This window comes from Novosphingobium clariflavum (genome assembly GCF_026420865.1).
Taxonomy (GTDB): Bacteria; Pseudomonadota; Alphaproteobacteria; order Sphingomonadales; family Sphingomonadaceae; genus Novosphingobium; species Novosphingobium clariflavum.
This window is the reverse complement of the sequence record NZ_JAPCWC010000026.1, coordinates 1-16,150: the sequence shown is the minus strand read 5'-3', so window position 1 is coordinate 16,150 and position 16,150 is coordinate 1. Positions and strand designations below refer to the sequence as shown.

Annotated in this window: 11 protein-coding genes; 8 read left to right on the top strand and 3 right to left on the bottom strand. The window is 66.1% G+C overall.

All coding sequences use genetic code 11. The features are described 5' to 3' along the window. Positions 1 to 3 precede the first annotated feature (3 nt). The 3 genes from OKA11_RS20310 to OKA11_RS20300 form a co-directional block, all read right to left on the bottom strand. On the bottom strand, positions 4 to 1,011 hold the full coding sequence (locus OKA11_RS20310) for a class 1 fructose-bisphosphatase (protein WP_267223668.1): 1,008 nt from the start codon (positions 1,009 to 1,011) through the stop codon (positions 4 to 6). 73 nt (positions 1,012 to 1,084) lie between these two features. Continuing rightward, positions 1,085 to 1,948 carry a shikimate 5-dehydrogenase gene (locus tag OKA11_RS20305; protein WP_267223667.1) on the bottom strand — a complete coding sequence of 288 codons (864 nt, stop codon included), beginning with the start codon at positions 1,946 to 1,948 and terminating at the stop codon, positions 1,085 to 1,087. A 5-nt stretch (positions 1,949 to 1,953) separates the two neighbouring features. Beyond that, positions 1,954 to 2,967 carry a LacI family DNA-binding transcriptional regulator gene (locus OKA11_RS20300; RefSeq protein WP_267223666.1) on the bottom strand — a complete coding sequence of 338 codons (1,014 nt, stop codon included), beginning with the start codon at positions 2,965 to 2,967 and terminating at the stop codon, positions 1,954 to 1,956. 178 nt (positions 2,968 to 3,145) lie between these two features. On the opposite strand from OKA11_RS20300, the gene ptsP reads away from it, so the two are divergent. The 8 genes from ptsP (at position 3,146) to OKA11_RS20260 (ending at position 16,033) form a co-directional block, all read left to right on the top strand. Beyond that, the gene (gene ptsP, locus OKA11_RS20295; protein ID WP_267223665.1) at positions 3,146 to 5,668 is read left to right on the top strand and encodes a phosphoenolpyruvate--protein phosphotransferase; all 2,523 of its coding nucleotides are present in this window, start codon (positions 3,146 to 3,148) and stop codon (positions 5,666 to 5,668) included. Further along, complete coding sequence (gene pfkB, locus OKA11_RS20290; RefSeq protein ID WP_267223664.1) at positions 5,668 to 6,648, top strand: 1-phosphofructokinase; 981 nt, start codon at positions 5,668 to 5,670, stop codon at positions 6,646 to 6,648. Before ptsP ends, pfkB begins: the two co-directional genes overlap by 1 nt. Next, positions 6,648 to 8,360: a fructose-specific PTS transporter subunit EIIC gene (locus OKA11_RS20285; RefSeq protein ID WP_267223663.1), complete on the top strand. Its 1,713-nt coding sequence runs from the start codon at positions 6,648 to 6,650 to the stop codon at positions 8,358 to 8,360. The genes pfkB and OKA11_RS20285 overlap by 1 nt, the downstream gene beginning before the upstream one ends. A gap of 53 nt (positions 8,361 to 8,413) precedes the next feature. Then, on the top strand, positions 8,414 to 9,775 hold the full coding sequence (locus OKA11_RS20280; protein WP_267223662.1) for a carbohydrate porin: 1,362 nt from the start codon (positions 8,414 to 8,416) through the stop codon (positions 9,773 to 9,775). Between the two features lie 91 nt (positions 9,776 to 9,866). Further along, entirely contained in the window at positions 9,867 to 10,484 is a 618-nt protein-coding gene (locus OKA11_RS20275; protein ID WP_267223661.1) for an RNA polymerase sigma factor, read from the top strand. Further along, positions 10,471 to 11,400, top strand: coding sequence for a FecR family protein (locus tag OKA11_RS20270; RefSeq protein WP_267223660.1), 930 nt, complete (start codon positions 10,471 to 10,473; stop codon positions 11,398 to 11,400). Before OKA11_RS20275 ends, OKA11_RS20270 begins: the two co-directional genes overlap by 14 nt. A 146-nt stretch (positions 11,401 to 11,546) precedes the next feature. Then, positions 11,547 to 14,336: a TonB-dependent receptor gene (locus OKA11_RS20265; protein WP_267223659.1), complete on the top strand. Its 2,790-nt coding sequence runs from the start codon at positions 11,547 to 11,549 to the stop codon at positions 14,334 to 14,336. Between the two features lie 62 nt (positions 14,337 to 14,398). Continuing rightward, the gene (locus tag OKA11_RS20260; RefSeq protein ID WP_267223658.1) at positions 14,399 to 16,033 is read left to right on the top strand and encodes an alkaline phosphatase D family protein; all 1,635 of its coding nucleotides are present in this window, start codon (positions 14,399 to 14,401) and stop codon (positions 16,031 to 16,033) included. Positions 16,034 to 16,150 lie beyond the last annotated feature (117 nt).

Here is a 16,150-nt window from a genome sequence, read left to right as displayed (position 1 = left end):
GTGTCAGGCGGGAACCGCGCCGCGCAGTTCGGCCACTTGTTCCTTGTCGCCCAGGATCAGGCCGACACGCTGGTGCAGGCCGACCGGAGTGACCTCCATGATGCGTCCGGCACCGTCGATCGAGGCGCCGCCGGCCTGTTCGACGAGGAAGCTCATCGGATTGGCTTCGTAAAGCAGGCGCAGGCGGGCCTTGCCGGGGGTACGATGGTCGGCGGGATAGAGGAACACGCCGCCGCGCTTGAGGATGCGATGGACGTCGGCCACCATCGAGGCGGTCCAGCGCATGTTGTAATCGCGCCCGCACGGACCCTTGCCGGAGGTCAGGCGGTCGTCGATGAACGTGACCACTTCGGGTGCCCATTGCGGACGGCGCGCCATGTTGATGGCGATCTCGCAGTTGCCCGAGGGGATCTGCATCGGGCCGTCGGTCATGATCCAGGCGCCGAGTTCACGGTCGAGCGTGAATTCGTAGACGCCCGAACCGATCGTCAGCACCAGCAGCGTCTGCGGACCGTAGATCGCGTAGCCGGCGGCGACCTGCGCGGTGCCGGGCTGGAGGAAGTCCTCCTCGCGCACTTCGCGTCCGGCGCAGGCCTCGGGCGCGCGCAGAACCGAAAAGATCGTGCCGACCGACAGGTTGACGTCGACATTGCTGGAACCATCGATCGGATCATAGACCAGCAGGTATTCGCCTCTGGGGTAGCGGTTCGGAATGGGGTGGATCGTCTCCATCTCTTCCGAGGCCATGCCGGCCAGATGGCCGCCCCACTCGTTGGCATCGACCAGCAGTTCGTTGGCGAGCACATCGAGCTTCTTCTGGACTTCGCCCTGGACGTTCTCGCTGTCCAGGCTGCCCAGCACGTCGCCCAGCGCGCCCTTGGCGATGGCATGGTTGATCGCCTTGCAGGCGCGGGCGACCGTCTCGATCAGCAGGCGCAGTTCGGGCGGACAGGTCGAGTTCGGCTCGCGCTGCTTTTCAAGCAGGAAACGGGTGAGTGTGGTTGGTCTCATGATGGTTCCCTTACCCCATGTTCCGGACAGTTCGATGGCATTGCCGGCGCGGGTTCACCCCTTGGGGCAGGCGTTACGCCGCGTCGCGCAGCCGCTGGGCTACGGCAGGGCCATGCGCGAAGGCGGTGGCCTTGGCAATGGCTTCATCGTCGGGACGAATGCCGGTGTAGAGGAAGAATTGTTCGACGGCCTGAAGAACGATTACTTCGGCGCCGGAAATAATCGTCTTGTCGGCCGCGAGAGCAGCCTTGATGAACGGTGTCTCCGCGGGCTGCGCGACAACGTCGAAAGCGATTTCGCAGGCCGCGATCTGCGCGGGCGTGAAGGCGAGTTCGCCGGCCTGGGCGCCTTCCATGCCGATCGGGGTGACGTTGACCAGCATGGCTGCTTCTTGTTCGGGCAGTTCGGGTAGCCAGCGGAACCCGTATTGGGCGGCAAGCGCGGGGCCGGCCTCGGCATTGCGGGCGATCACGGTTCCGTCGCGGAAGCCGAGGTCGCGCAGGGCGGCAGCCACGGCCTTGGCCATGCCGCCGCTGCCGCGCAGCAGGAAGGGGGTGGCGGGATCGATGTCGCGCCGGGCGACCAGATCGCGCACCGCCGTATAGTCGGTGTTGTAGCCGGTCAGCACCCCGTCTTCATTGACGATGGTGTTCACGCTGTCGATCGCGCGGGCCGAATCCTCAAGCCCGTCAAGCAGCGGGATCACCGCTTCCTTGAATGGCATCGAGATCGCGCAGCCGCGAATGCCAAGCGCCCGCACGCCGCCGATGGCGGCCGGCAGGTCGGTAGTGGAGAAGGACTTGTAGACGAAGTCCAGCCCCAGCAGTCCGTAAAGCGTGTTGTGCAGGCGCGATCCGGCGTTGCCGGGGCGCGCCGAAAGCGACATGCACAGGCGCGTGTCGCGGCCGATCGATTGCTTGGCGCTGAAGTCGGTCATGGTGGTCAGGCTCCGATGGGCTGGGGGGCGGCGGATGCGCGCGGGCCGCTCGATCCGCGGGAGATGAGGCGCCCTGCCAGCACGACCTTGCGGGCCGGGGCGTCGGGATGGTCGAGCCGGTCCAGTAGCATGGTCATCGCGGTGCGACCGATCTCCTCGACCGGCTGTTCGATGACGCTGAGGCCGCCGCCGACGAATTCCATCCAGTCGTTGTTGTCGAACCCGGCAAGAGCAATGTCGGTGGGCGCTTCGAGACCGAGGCCGCGTAGGGCGCGCAGGACCGTCAGCAGCATGACGCCGTTGCTGGCGACAAGCGCGTCGGGCCGGACCGGGCCGGACAGCAGCTCGGTGACGACACGCTGTGCCGCCTCGGTGGCATGCGGCATTTCCACGGCGGTGGCTGCCAGGCCCAGCTTGCGTGCGGCCTGTTCAAAGCCGACGCGACGCTCGATGCCCGTGCTGCTGGCAGCGCCGAACAGCCCCGCTATCCGGCGATGGCCCTGTGCGTGGAGGTGCGCGACCAGTTCGGCGGCCATGCTTTCATTGTCGAGCAGGACACTGTCGAGCCCCGCCGAGGGCAGGCTGCGGTCGATGAGGACAACGGGAAAGCCCGGCTCCAGTCTTTCCGCCTTCTCCACCCACTGGCGGCAGGGCGCGAAGATCACCCCGGTCACCCGCTCCTCGTGCATGAGTTCGAGGTAACCGGCCTCCTTGGCCGGATCCTCGTCGGTGTTGCACAGGATCACCCGCATGCCCCGCGCGGTGGCGAGATTTTCGATGGCGCGCGAGACGGCGGTGAAGAAGGGATTGCGAATATCGGCGACGATCAGGCCGATGGTGTTGGTATGCTGCGAGCGCAGCCGCCGCGCGGCGAGGTTGGGGCGGTAGCCGGTGGACTTGACCGCGGCGAGCACCCGTTCCTGCATCGCCGGATCGACACTGCGTCCCGACAGCACTCGCGAAACGGTGGCGGGCGACACTTCGGCGACCCGGGCTACGTCCTTGATTCCAACTGCCATCAACGGTGCGCCATCCGAGAAATCGTTCTCACTTGTTGGAGCGTTTTGCCCCTCTCCTGCGGCGGACTATGCCTCATCTCTTCGCATGATCGCAAGCATTCTCTTGACAATGAGTGTGAGAAAACGTTTTCTAACGTTATCGAAGACTCGTTATCAAAACGGTCAGGAGAGGCTTGAAATGCTCGCAGATGCGCCCGCCTCGGGGGTCGAGGATCTCGTACGAATCGATGCCAGTGCGGCAGACAAGGTCGATGCGATTCGCCAGGTCGGCCAGCTTCTGGTCGCCGCCGGATGCGTCGCTCCGGGGTACGAGGACAGCATGGTCCGCCGTGAAGCGGTGGCGAACACGTTTCTTGGAGCCGGCGTGGCGATTCCGCATGGGCTGGGCGAGGACAAGGGGCTGGTCCGCCGTGACGGCGTGGCGATCCTCCAGCTGCGCGATGGGGTGGAATGGAACCCCGGCCAGCGCGCCCATCTGGTGGTCGGCATTGCCGCCAATTCCGACAGCCACATCGCCATCCTGCGCCGCCTGACCCGCCTCATCCAGGACGAGCCGCGTCTTGCCGCGCTTGTCGCCACCGACGATCCGGCCGCCTTTTCCCGCGCCCTGTGGGAAGATGGGGAGGCTTCCGCCCCGTCCGAACCGGCGGCCGACTATGCTGAAACCACCGAATGGACGGTCGATTACCCAACCGGCCTCCATGCCCGTCCCGCTTCGGCCTGGGTCGAAGCGGCACGTGCCTCTGGCGTGCGCCTGCGCGTGCGCCACGGCGGAGAGAGCGCCGATCCTCGCAGCCTCGTTTCCCTCCTCCAACTGGGGCTGCGTGCTGGTGATCGGGTGACTCTCTCCGCCGAAGGGGCAGGCGCGCGTGCGGCGCTGGACAGCTTTGCCGCAGTGGTCCGCCGCCTGACCGCGCGCGAGAAGGAAGACGCCTCGCGCGCCGCCGAGAAGGCCGCCGCGCCGATCCGGGGCTGGAAGCCCGTGGGCGAATCGCAGATGATCGCGGGCGTTGCCGCCAGCCCGGGCCTTGCCATCGGCAAGGTCCATGTGCTCTGCGCGCAGGAATTCGACGTACCCGACCGGCCGACCGACCTGGCCAATGGCGGCACCCAGCTCAACGATGCGCTCACCCGCACCCGCGCGCAGATGAAGGCGCTGATCGACGATACTACCCGCCGTCTGGGCGCGGGTGATGCGGCGATCTTCAAGGCGCAGGCCGAACTGCTCGATGATACCGACCTCATCACGCTCACCTGCCAGTTGATGGTCGAGGGGCACGGTGTCGCGTGGTCGTGGCATCAGGCGGTGGACCGGATCGCCGGGCAACTTTCGGCGCTGGGCAATCCAGTGCTCGCCGCCCGCGCGGCCGACCTTCACGACATCGGCCGCCGCGTTCTGGCCGAGATCGATCCCGCGCTGGCCGCCGGTTCGCTGACCGATCTGCCCGAGGAGCCTTGCGTGCTCGTTGCGGCGGACCTGTCGCCTTCGGATACCGCCACGCTCGATACCGCGCGGGTTGCCGGCATTGCGACGGCACTCGGCGGGCCGACCTCGCACAGCGCGATCCTGGCCCGCACGCTCGGCTTGCCGTCGGTGGTGGCGGGCGGCGCGGACCTGCTGGGCCTTGCCGCCGGAGCCACCGCCATCGTCGATGGCGACAGCGGCCGCGTCTGGCTGAACCCGTCCGAGGCCGATCTTTCCTCTGCCCGCGCGTGGATCGCGGACCTTGCCGAGAAGCGCGCTGCCGAAGAGGCCGAGCGCGGCAAGCCTGCCGAAACCCGCGACGGCCACCGCGTGGAGATCGCCGCCAACGTCAACCGCCCCGATCAGGTCGCGTTCGCGCTGGCGCAGGGCGGTGAGGGCGTGGGCCTGATGCGCACCGAATTCCTGTTCCTCGAACGCGGCGACAGCCCCGGCGAGGACGAGCAGGCCGAAATCTACCGTGCCATGACCGAGGCGCTCGGCGATCGCCCGCTGATCGTGCGCGCACTCGATATCGGCGGCGACAAGCAGGTCCCGCACCTTGACCTCCCGCGCGAGGAAAACCCCTTCCTCGGCGTGCGCGGCGCGCGGCTGCTGCTGCGCCGCCCGGACCTGCTGGAGCCGCAGCTTCGCGCGCTCTACCGCGCTGCCAAGGCGGGTGGCGATCTTTCGATCATGTTCCCGATGATCACCTCGGTTCACGAACTGATCGCGCTCCGTGCCCGCTGCGAGGCGATCCGCGCCGAGCTGGGTGCGCCGGTGGTGCCGGTGGGCATCATGATCGAGGTTCCCGCCGCCGCCATTCAGGCGCGCTCGCTGGCGGCCCATGCCGATTTCTTCTCGATCGGCACCAATGACCTTACCCAATACGTTCTCGCCATCGACCGGCAGAACCCGGAACTGGCGGGCGATGCCGAAAGCCTGCACCCCGCTGTCCTGCGCATGATCGCGGCGACCGTGGAGGGCGCGAAGGCGCATGGCCGCTGGGTTGGTGTCTGCGGCGGCATTGCCGGCGATCCCTTCGGCGCGGCGCTGCTGGTCGGGCTCGGCGTCAGCGAGCTTTCGATGACCCCGCGCGACATTCCGGCGGTGAAGGCGCGCATTCGCGAAGCCAGCCTCGAAGGGCTGCGCGCGCTCGCCGCCAGGGCGCTCGATATGGAAAGCGCAGGCGACATCCGCGCCCTGGACGTGCCGGCAATCGAACAGGGGGAAGGCTGATGCGCACTCTTACGGTCACTTTCAACCCGGCCATCGACCAGACCGTCCTGCTGGATCGGCTGGTCGTGGGCGAAGTCCACCGCGCCCGTTCGGTGCGCCAGAACGCGGGCGGCAAGGGCGTGAACGTCGCCAGCTGTCTGGCTGACTGGGGCATGCCGGTCGCTGCTTATGGCCTGCTCGGCAGCGACAATGCCGCCGCTTTCGACGCGCTGTTCGCCGCCAAGGCCATCGAGGACCGCTTCATCCGCATCGCCGGAGCCACGCGGGTCAACCTCAAGCTGGTCGACGTGACGGGCACGACGGACATCAACCTCGACGGGATCGCGGTCGACGCGGGCCGCGCCGAAATGGTGGCGGCGACGATCTGCGAAGCCGCGCGCGAGGGCGATCTGGTGGTGCTGGCGGGAAGCCTGCCGCCGGGCTGTCCGCCTGACAGCTACGTGACGCTGGTGGCGCGCCTGCGGGCTGCCGGGTGCCGTGTGGTGCTCGACACCAGCGGGTTGCCGCTCAAGTGCGCGCTGACGGCCGATGTGCTGCCCGATGTGGTGAAGCCCAATCGGGACGAACTGGCGCAGCTGCTCGGCCGCCCCTTGACCGATCTGGCGGCGCTTTCCGAAGCGGCCTGTGAATTGCACGCGCGCGGCGTTTCGCTGGTGGTCGTGTCGATGGGCGAGGAAGGGGCATTATTCCTTTCGGCGGAGGGTGCGGCAACCGCGCGCCTTCCGATCGCGCAAGTGGCGAGCACGGTCGGCGCCGGTGATGCGATGGTCGCAGGGATTGTCGCCGCGCTGGGCGAAGGGGCGGGCCTTGAGCGGACCGCGCGTCTCGCCACCGCCTTCGCGGTGGCCAAGCTGGGCATGGCCGGGCCGAACCTGCCCGATCTGCCGACCGTTCATGCGCTTGCCGAAGAAGTCAGCGTAGCCCCGTTCATGCCGCGTGGCTGGCTGGAACAGCAGAAAATTAAGGCCGGAGAGGAATAATGGCCAAGCTCTACGCAGTTATCGATGCGGCCGATTCAGCCGTACAGGGCGTGCTTGCCGGGGAGGCGCTGCGCAAGGCGGCGCGTGCCAAGGGCCGCGACATCGAGATCGAGGTGCGCACCGGACAGGGCGTGCTCAACCCTTTGCCCGAGGAATTGCAGGCGGGCGACACGCTGCTGCTGGTCGCCGCCAATGACGAGGCTGCGGCCAGACTGCCGCTCGCCCCGCAGCGCCGGGTGACGCTGGAGGCGGTGCTGGCCGATCCGGCCGCCGCGCTGGTGCAGGAACCGCAGGCCGCCGTCGATACTCCCCGCGTGGTGGCGATCACCTCGTGCCCCACCGGCATCGCGCATACCTTCATGGCGGCCGAAGGCCTTCAGGAAGGCGCGAAGCAACTGGGCTATCCGATCCGCGTGGAAACGCAGGGCTCGGTCGGCGCCGGTTCGCCGCTGACGGCGGAAGAGATCGCCGCGGCCGACGTGGTCATCATTGCCGCCGACCGTGAGGTCGACCGTGCGCGCTTCGCCGGTAAGCGGGTCTTCGCATCGAGCACCAAGCCCGCCATCTCCGGCGGCAAGGCGCTGATCGAACGCGCGCTGGCAGAGGCGAAAGTGCAGGGTGGGGCGAAAGTGCAGGGCGGGGCGGCTTCGGCCGAGACTGCCGGCGCCGCAACCGAGCGCGCCGGTCCCTACAAGCACCTGATGACCGGCGTTTCCTTCATGCTGCCCTTCGTGGTCGCGGGCGGCCTGATGATTGCCATGGCCTTTGCGCTGGGGGGCATCAATGCCAACAGCGCAGCCGCTGAGGGGACTCTCGCCAATGCGCTGTTCCGCATCGGCGCGCAGGGCGGTTTCGCGCTGATCGTGCCGGCGCTGGCGGGCTATATCGCCTATTCGGTGGCCGACCGTCCCGGCATCGCGCCTGGCATGATCGGCGGGATGCTGGCTGCCAACCTGGGCGCAGGCTTCCTGGGCGGCATCGTCGCGGGCTTCATTGCCGGTTACGGCGTCGAGTGGCTCAACCGGCTGATCAAGCTGCCCAAGAACCTCGCGGGTCTGAAGCCGGTGCTGATCCTGCCACTGCTGGGCACGCTGCTGACCGGGCTGCTGATGATCTACGCGGTCGGCACGCCGGTCGCTGCCGCGCTGGCGTTCCTGACCGAGTGGCTGCGCTCGATGCAGGGATCGAGCGCGATCCTGCTGGGCGTGATCCTGGGCGCGATGTCGGCCTTCGACATGGGCGGGCCGGTCAACAAGGCGGGTTATGCCTTCTCGGTCGGGCTGATTTCGAGCCAGGTCTATACGCCGATGGCTGCGACGATGGCGGCAGGCATGGTGCCGCCGCTGGCCGTGGGCCTTGCCACCCGCCTGTTCCGCGATCGTTTCACGACCGAGGAGCGCGAGGCCGGAGGCGCCGCCGCCGTGCTGGGGCTTGCCTTCATCACCGAGGGCGCGATCCCCTTCGCCGCGCGCGCTCCGTTCCGGGTGATCCCCTCGCTGATGGCGGGTTCGGCGATTGCCGGGGCCATTTCGATGGCGGGGGGCGTCGAGCTCAAGGTGCCGCATGGCGGTGTGTTCGTCCTGCCGATCCCCGGCGCGGTCACGCATCTGGCGGTTTACGGGCTCGCCATTCTGGCAGGCGTGCTGGTGAGCGGGGTCCTTGTCGGCCTGCTCAAGCCGCGCCCGGCCTCGGCGGAAGCGGCCGCCGCCTGACATAATTCCGGTCCGGCGCAAGACCGGGCCGATCCAAGAGAGGATACGTTTCGATGCGGTTCGCACTGCTCAAGGGCGCCTGCTGCGCAGGTGCCATCGCCCTTTCCTTGTCTGCCGGCATGTCTGCTGCCACGGCGCAGGAGGCGGTTTCCGGGGACACAACGGCTACAGAGACACAGGCTGAAGCGACCAAGCCGTGGCAGCCGCTGGCCGATGACGGCATTACCCTCGCGCTCAGCTACACCGGAGAGGCGGCCACGAACGTCAGCGGCGGCCTGCGCCGCGATGCCGCCTATGCCGGGCAGATCTATGTCGGCGCCGATCTCGACATGGACCGTATCGTCGGCATCGGTGGCGGCACCATCCACGCCGCGATCACCAACCGCCACGGCGAGAGCCTCTCGGCGCTGGCGCTGGGCAACAACACTTCGGTTCAGGAAATCTGGGGCACCCAGAACACCCACCTCGCGATCCTGACCTGGGAGCAGAAGCTGCTGAACGACCGCCTGATGATCGAGGCGGGGCGCAGCCAGGCCAACATCCATTTCCTGAACTCGCCGATCTACTGCAACTTTCAGGGTAACTCGGGCTGCGGCAACCCGACGTTCGTCTTCAAGAACAGCAACTTCACCTATTTTCCGGCATCGAGCTGGATGATCCGCGCCAAGGCCGAAGTCCTGCCGCACGTGACCGTCCATGTCGGCGCCTACGAGGTCAACCCCGACCGCAAGCGCGCCAGCGACCACGGCTTCAACCCGAGCATCAAGAACGCTACCGGCGTGATCGTGCCGTGGGAACTGGGCTACTCCAATGAAGGCGAGGGCGTGCGCCTGCCCGGCCACTACATCGTCGGCGGCTGGTTCGACCGGGGGGACTATGCCGATCCGCTGCGCGACGATCAGGGCGGCATCGCCATCCTCACCGGGCGCGCGGCGCAGACGCGTAACGGCCGCTCGGGCATCTACTTCCGCTTCGACCAGCGCCTGACCCGGCCCGATCCCCGTTCGCAGCGCGGCCTCAGCGTCTTCGGGGTGGCGATGACCAATCTTTCCGGCCGTGTCGAGGAAAGCCGCTTCCTCGACTTCGGCGTGGTGCAGACCGGAACGTTTCCCGGGCGCGATGCCGATACCATCGGTTTCATGATCAGCGACCAGCGTTTCAGCGACCTTGCCATGGAGCGCATGCGCGCCGCGCGGGCCTCGGCGGGCGGCGACGGGAAGATCCAGCGTCACCAGTACATGATGGAACTGGCCTATGGCGCCCAGCTTGGCCCGGCGATCCGCATATCGCCCAATGTGCAGTACATCCTGCATCCCGACCAGACCGGCGCGCCCTTCCGCACCCGGGACATCAGGGACGCGCTGATCGTCGGTTTCAAGTTCACCATCGATGCGCCGACTCTGCTGGGACATTGACGTGAAAAATCGCGCAATGTCATGAATGTGTCGCACCGTTGTGGCTTTGGGGCGCCGGACCGTCCAGGTCCAAGGTCGATGGGTCGCACTGGTGTCCGCACAGGATTTGCGCGAGGAGAGGATCCGCTGGATTACCTCGCAGATATTGCCGCATGAGGCGGAAGTCCGCGCGTGGCTGCGCAGGAGCCTGCGCGGGCAGGGGGATGTCGACGACGTTGTCCAGGAGGCCTATTGCCGGCTGTCCGAACTGCCAGACCACCGGCATATCCTGAACGGCCGTGCCTACTTCTTCGCCACGGTTCGCTCGATCGTTGTCCACACCGTGCGCCGGGCGCGGCTGGTGCCTTTCGAGGCGGCGGATCAGGCCGAAATCGACGGGATGCCGGACGAAGCGCCTTCACCCGAGCAGGCGGTCGGCGCGCGGCTGCAGCTGCGCCGGGCGCTCGACCTGATCGCCGCGCTGCCGCCGGCCTATCGCCATGCGCTGGAAATGCGCCGGCTCCATGGATTCTCGCAGAAGGAAACCGCCAGCTACCTTGGCGTGACCGAGAAAGTGGTCGAGAATAATGCCTTGCGGGGATTGCGGCTGCTGATGAAAAGGATGGCCGGTGACGATGACCGGCATGACGACAGCAAGCCGGACAGCGCCCGGACTCCCGACCCGAAGATCGATCCCCGAGACGAGACTGCCATCCATGCCCTCCATTGACGATATCGCCAGTGCCTGGGCCATGCGCGGCGACGCGGGAGTGCTCGACGCGGCGGAGCAGGCCGAACTCGATGCCTGGCTCGATGCGGATCGCCGCCATCGCGGCGCTTTCGTGCGGGCGCAGGCGGTTCTGAACCTGTTCGATGCGGCGCCTCGACCGGAAGCGGAGCGGGTGTCGCCCCGCTGGCACCGGTGGATGCGCCCGAGGGCAGTGGCGGTGGCGGCAATGGGGGGGCTGGCCGCCATGGCGGCTTCACTGGCGCTGTTCCTGCTGGTGCCCGCCGCGCCGGACTATGCCACCGAAATCGGCGAACAGCGCCAGGTCACGCTGGCGGACGGCTCGCTTGCCGCGCTCAATACCGCTAGCCAGCTCGACGTTGCCTATTCGCACACACGCCGCGATCTGACGCTGCGGCAGGGGGAGGCGTGGTTCAGGGTTGCACACAACCGCGCGCGGCCGTTCGAAGTCACGGTGGGCCGCGTGCATGTGCGGGCTACCGGCACCGCGTTTTCGGTGCGCCGTGTCGCGCAGGGCGTGCGGGTGGTCGTCAGCGAAGGACGGGTTCTGGCCTGGGTCGACGGCTCGGGACAACGCCCCATGGCCATCGCGCGCGGCGACGAGGCGCTGCTGCGCACCGACATTGCCGTGCAGGCACCGCCGGTAACGGTGGACGTGGATCAGGCGCTGGCCTGGCGGCGGGGCGAGATCGGGCTGGATGGCGAGACGGGTCTGCAGGCGGCGGCGGAATTCAACCGCTATAGCCTGCGCCCGATCCGCATCCGTAACCCGCGTGCGGCACAGTACCGGCTGGTCGGCTATTTCCAGACCAGCCAGGCACAGGAATTCGCGCAGGCACTCGCCAGGTTGACGCGTTCCAAGGTGTCATCAAATGGAAATGAAATAGTCATCGAATAGTAATCTGAAATATTTCTCAATCGAAGTGAGGGGTTTGTTTTTGTCGATCCTCTTCCTGTGCAGCAACAGGTGGAGGTTTCATGTTTTCGGTTTCGCGTACTTCGATATGGATGCTTGGTGCTGGGCTGGCAGCGATCTGCGTGCCCGTGGCCGTGGAGGCTCGCACGGCATCGATCGATGTACCCGCCCAGCCCGCCGCCGCGGGCATCCAGAGCTTTGCGCGGCAGGCCGGGGTGCAGGTCCTTGTCGAAAAGGACCTGACGCGGGGCAGGCGCACCAATGCGGTGAAGGGCAATCTGGATATCGATGAAGCGCTGGGCCGGCTGCTGCGCGGCACCGGGCTGGACGTCATGTCGATCGACGGCACCGTCATCACGCTGGGGCGGCATGAAGGCGGGGCGGTTGCCGCGCCGAATCGGGGCGGTGCGATCCTTGTCGAAGCCCGCCGTGTGCCCTCGCGCATGACCCGCAAGGCGACGGCGGTGGTCGATACCGTGCGGTTCGACGATGTCGCGACATTGGCGGGCGGCGATGGCTCGGTGGTCGAGCAGCTTGTCACCCTGCCCGGCGTGACCGGCATCGAGGAAGGCGATACCCCGCGCTTCATCTCGATCCGCGGCATTTCCGCCAATCTCAACGCGACCACCATCGACGGCCTTTCCATCGCCTCGATCGGTTCGGACGGCGATGGTTCTCGGCAGGTGAACCTGCAACTGCTGCCCTCGAACATGAGCGCGGGAAACGAGGTCTACAAGAGCTTTACCCCCGAGCTTCCGGGGGACGCGATCGGCGGTGTCGTCAACGTCGCCACCCGCAGCGCCTTCGATCACGACGGTCTCTACAAGGTGATCGACCTGAACGGCATCTATTCGACCTATCGCGGACCGGCGCATATCAACGCCATTACGGGTTCGGGCGCGCACTGGGGCGAGGGCATCAAGGGTGTCGTCAGCGATCGCTTCGGCCCCGGCGGCCAGTTCGGCATCGTGCTTTCCGGTGAATACCAGAAGCGCATCCGCAACTCGGCCAAGTACTGGCAGGCAACCAAGTACTACTTCAGCGATGCCGGCAAGAAGCTCGCCAGCCCGCAGGATCCCAACTGGAACGGCCTGGTCGTGCCCTACGACCAGCAATATGCCAGCTATACCAATACGCTGCGCTCTTATGGTGGTTCGGCCAAGCTCGAATGGCAGTCGGCCGACGAGAGCCTCTATGCCTCGATCATGGCCTTCGGGCGGCGCCGTTACGAAGATTCCACCATGAACAAGCAGGACTACTACACCAAGAGCGCGATCTACGACCAGACCGAGGACGGCGGCCGCCAGCAGCTCAATTCGATCTACACGCGCTATCGCCACGACAACTGGGACCGCCGGTTGTTCGGCGTGATCGGCGATCTTTCGTGGAAGGCGGGTGCGGGTGTTCTTGAGATCCGGGGCGGCTACAACAAGGCGCTTTACGACAATCACCAGTATTCGATCGTCGCGCGGGCCTATCCCAAATCGGCCTATATCACGTATGCCTCGAACGGTGGGCTGGGCAATCTGCCTTACGTGACCTCGCTCAGCGATGCGAACGCGCTCGATCCGGCAAAGACGACCTACAACCTCAGCACGGCCTATGACATGTTTCGCGTCGCCCGCGAGGACATGGGCAATGCGCGCATCGACTATACCTGGAATGCCGAGGAGGAGGATCGCGGACTGGGTTTTGCGGTCGGCGCGGAATGGCGCAACCTGATCCTGCGCCGCAACCTCGACGAGACCGAATACAAGACCGGCATGGTCATGACCGACTACCTGTTCACGCCGGACTATACCGCGCTGGGGGCGATCGGGGCGATGCCGTGGATCGACTATCGCTTTGTCGACAAGATGGCGGAACTGACGGTCGATGCGACCAATTCGGCTTACGACAGCCTGATTTCCGACTATCGCTATGACGAGACCACGCTGACGCCCTATGCCGCGCTGCACTACCGAACGGACAGGCTGGCGCTCGTCTGGGGCTTGCGGCTCGACCATACACGCTTTGCGGCGGACACGCCTTACGTGTCGGAAGGCGCGATCGACGGCATGACCCGCAATCGCGGCGGTTACGATTTCCCGTTGCCCTCGTTCTCGGCAGAATACAGGCTGGCGCGCCGCACCGTGCTGAGCGGTTCGGCCAGTCGCACCATCGGCCGCCCGACGCCCGGCGATGTCGCCCAGGCCCGCAGCGTGAGCTGCGGCGAGACCGACGACGGCGGCGAGGGCTGCACGATCAGCCAGGGCAACCCCGACCTCAAGCCCCGCCGGGCGACCAATCTCGACGTGACCTTCACGCAGAGTTTCCACGGCGACAAGGGCCTGTTCGGGGTGAGTGCCTTCGCCAAGTGGATCGCCGACGATATCTACGACCTCACCAGCTACACGGTGGTTGACGATACCACCTACAAGATCAGCCAGCCCCTCAACGCCTCTGGTTCGCGCATCTTCGGTATCGAGGGCCGGATCGAGAACAAGGGCATCAAATTTGCCGGCCAGAAGTTCGACCTCTTCGCCAACCTGACCTGGATGAAGGGGCACATGGACGTGGTGAGCGACAGCGGCACCCGCAGCATCGACCGGATGCTTTACCAGCCCGAGATCCTCGCCAATGCCGGGGTGACCTGGCACACCCCGTTCCTGCGCAGCGCCTTCACCGCGCGCTACAATTATCGCGGCAAATATCTCGAGAGCGTCGGCGCCTCGCCCTGGCTGGACGAAGGCCGTGCGGGTTATGGCACGGTGGACCTCAGCCTCACCCAGAAGATCACCTCGTTCGCGACGCTCAAGTACGAATTCTACAACGTGCTGGGGGAGAAGCCGAAGTGGCTGATGGGCGAAAAGCTCCAGCACTACACCGAGGTGGACGACTACGGCCGCACCGCATTCATCCACCTTATCATCCGTTGACCGGAACGTGTCCACGCCGCCCAGATACGCCTTTCCGACTGATCCCTGCAGAAAGCCAGCCCATGCGCCCCTTTGATCGTCGCCACGCCCTTCAGTTGCTCGGTGCCGGCGGTGCCGGCCTGATCGGCGCTTTCCCTTTTGCCGCTTTCGGGCAGGAGCGCCCTTATCCGCGCAACCTCATGGCCGATCCGAAATTCGGCAGCGATCCCTTCACGCTGGGTGTGGCCTCGGGCGATCCGGCCAGCGACGGCTTCGTGATCTGGACCCGGCTGGCTCCCAAGCCGCTCGAACCCTATGGCGGCATGGCGCTGAAGCCCGTCGCGGTGCTGTGGGAAGTGGCTGAGGACGAACATTTCGCGAGGGTCGCCATGAAGGGCGAGGCGCTGGCACATCCCGAGCTCGCCCATTCGGTCCATGTCGAAGTCGCGGGGCTGCGCCCCGATCGGCCCTATTGGTACCGCTTCCGCGTCGGCAGCGAGCAAAGCATGACCGGCCGCAGCCGCACTTTGCCTGCTGCAGGTGCCAAGGTCCAGCGTCTGCGCTTCGTCGCCGCCGGTTGCCAGCACTACGAGCAGGGCCTCTACACAGCATGGCGCCACATCGCTTGCGAGGCGCTGGACTTCGTGTTCCACTATGGCGACTACATTTACGAGGGCCCGGACCACGGGGCAGGGCCGTTCAAGGCCAATGGCCGCAGCTACAACGAAGTGCGCCGCCATGTCGGCGGGGAGATCTATACCCTCGACGACTACCGGCGCCGCTATGCGCTCTACAAGTCGGACGCCGACCTCAAGGCCGCACATGCCTCGGCGCCGTTCTGGATGAGCTTCGACGATCACGAGATCGACAACAACTGGGCCGCCGATTTCGATCAGGACGGTACGGCGCCCGAAGTCTTCGCCTTTCGCCGGGCGATGGCGATGCAGGCCTATTACGAGCACATGCCGCTGCGCCGTACTTCGATGCCGCAGGGCGGCCATATGCGAATGTATCGCGAGGCCCGTTATGGCGATCTGCTGAACGCCTTCGTGCTCGATACGCGCCAGTACCGTGCCGACCAGCTTTACGGGGACACTCTGGCTCCGCTCGGCCCTGAGGCATTTGCGGAACGCAGTATCATGGGCGCCGCACAGGAGAAGTGGCTCTACGATGGCCTCGGGTCATCCGACACGCGCTGGAACCTGATCGCGCATCAGGTCATGGTGATGAACCTCGATCAGAGGAAGGTCTTGCCAAAGAAGGGCACGAACGACCAGGCGACATATTCGATGGACCAATGGCCCGGCTATATGGCCAACCGCCGCCGCCTGCTCGATTGCATCGACAAGCGCTGTTCGGGCAATGTCGTGAACGTGACGGGCGACGCACACCGTCATTATGCGGGGGATCTCGTGCAGGACGAACATGCACCGGGAGCCGATGGAAAAGTGATTTCGAGCGAGTTCCTGGCAACCTCGATCTCGTCGGGCGCCGACGGGCAGGGCGACGAAGACGCCTATAGCCGTCAGGTCCGGGCCGATAATGGCTTCCTCAAGGCAACCACCGACCAGCGCGGCTATCTCCTTTGCGATGTGTCTCCCGCCGATTGGGTCGGCGAACTGAAGGTGTTGGACACGGTGACGGCAGCTGGCGGCAGCCTCTCGACTTATGCGCGTTTTGCCATTGAACATGGGAAGCCGGGTCTGCAGCGGGCGTGATCCGGCGATTCTCCGGCTTTTCTCGGGGCGGGCGTGCAGAGGAGCCCGGGCTTCTGTCCTGCAAGGACGTGGAGGATATCATAACATGCTGAATTTCTGAGATTTTTAACAAACTGT

What these genes read in the sequence shown, in the direction of transcription:
- OKA11_RS20280 (WP_267223662.1), top strand. Translation starts at nt 8,414, where the DNA reads ATGCGGTTCGCACTGCTCAAGGGCGCCTGCTGCGCAGGTGCCATCGCC.
- OKA11_RS20270 (WP_267223660.1), top strand. Translation starts at nt 10,471, where the DNA reads ATGCCCTCCATTGACGATATCGCCAGTGCCTGGGCCATGCGCGGCGAC.
- OKA11_RS20310 (WP_267223668.1), bottom strand. Translation starts at nt 1,011, where the DNA reads ATGAGACCAACCACACTCACCCGTTTCCTGCTTGAAAAGCAGCGCGAG.
- OKA11_RS20305 (WP_267223667.1), bottom strand. Translation starts at nt 1,948, where the DNA reads ATGACCGACTTCAGCGCCAAGCAATCGATCGGCCGCGACACGCGCCTG.
- pfkB (WP_267223664.1), top strand. Translation starts at nt 5,668, where the DNA reads ATGCGCACTCTTACGGTCACTTTCAACCCGGCCATCGACCAGACCGTC.
- OKA11_RS20285 (WP_267223663.1), top strand. Translation starts at nt 6,648, where the DNA reads ATGGCCAAGCTCTACGCAGTTATCGATGCGGCCGATTCAGCCGTACAG.
- OKA11_RS20260 (WP_267223658.1), top strand. Translation starts at nt 14,399, where the DNA reads ATGCGCCCCTTTGATCGTCGCCACGCCCTTCAGTTGCTCGGTGCCGGC.
- OKA11_RS20300 (WP_267223666.1), bottom strand. Translation starts at nt 2,967, where the DNA reads ATGGCAGTTGGAATCAAGGACGTAGCCCGGGTCGCCGAAGTGTCGCCC.
- ptsP (WP_267223665.1), top strand. Translation starts at nt 3,146, where the DNA reads ATGCTCGCAGATGCGCCCGCCTCGGGGGTCGAGGATCTCGTACGAATC.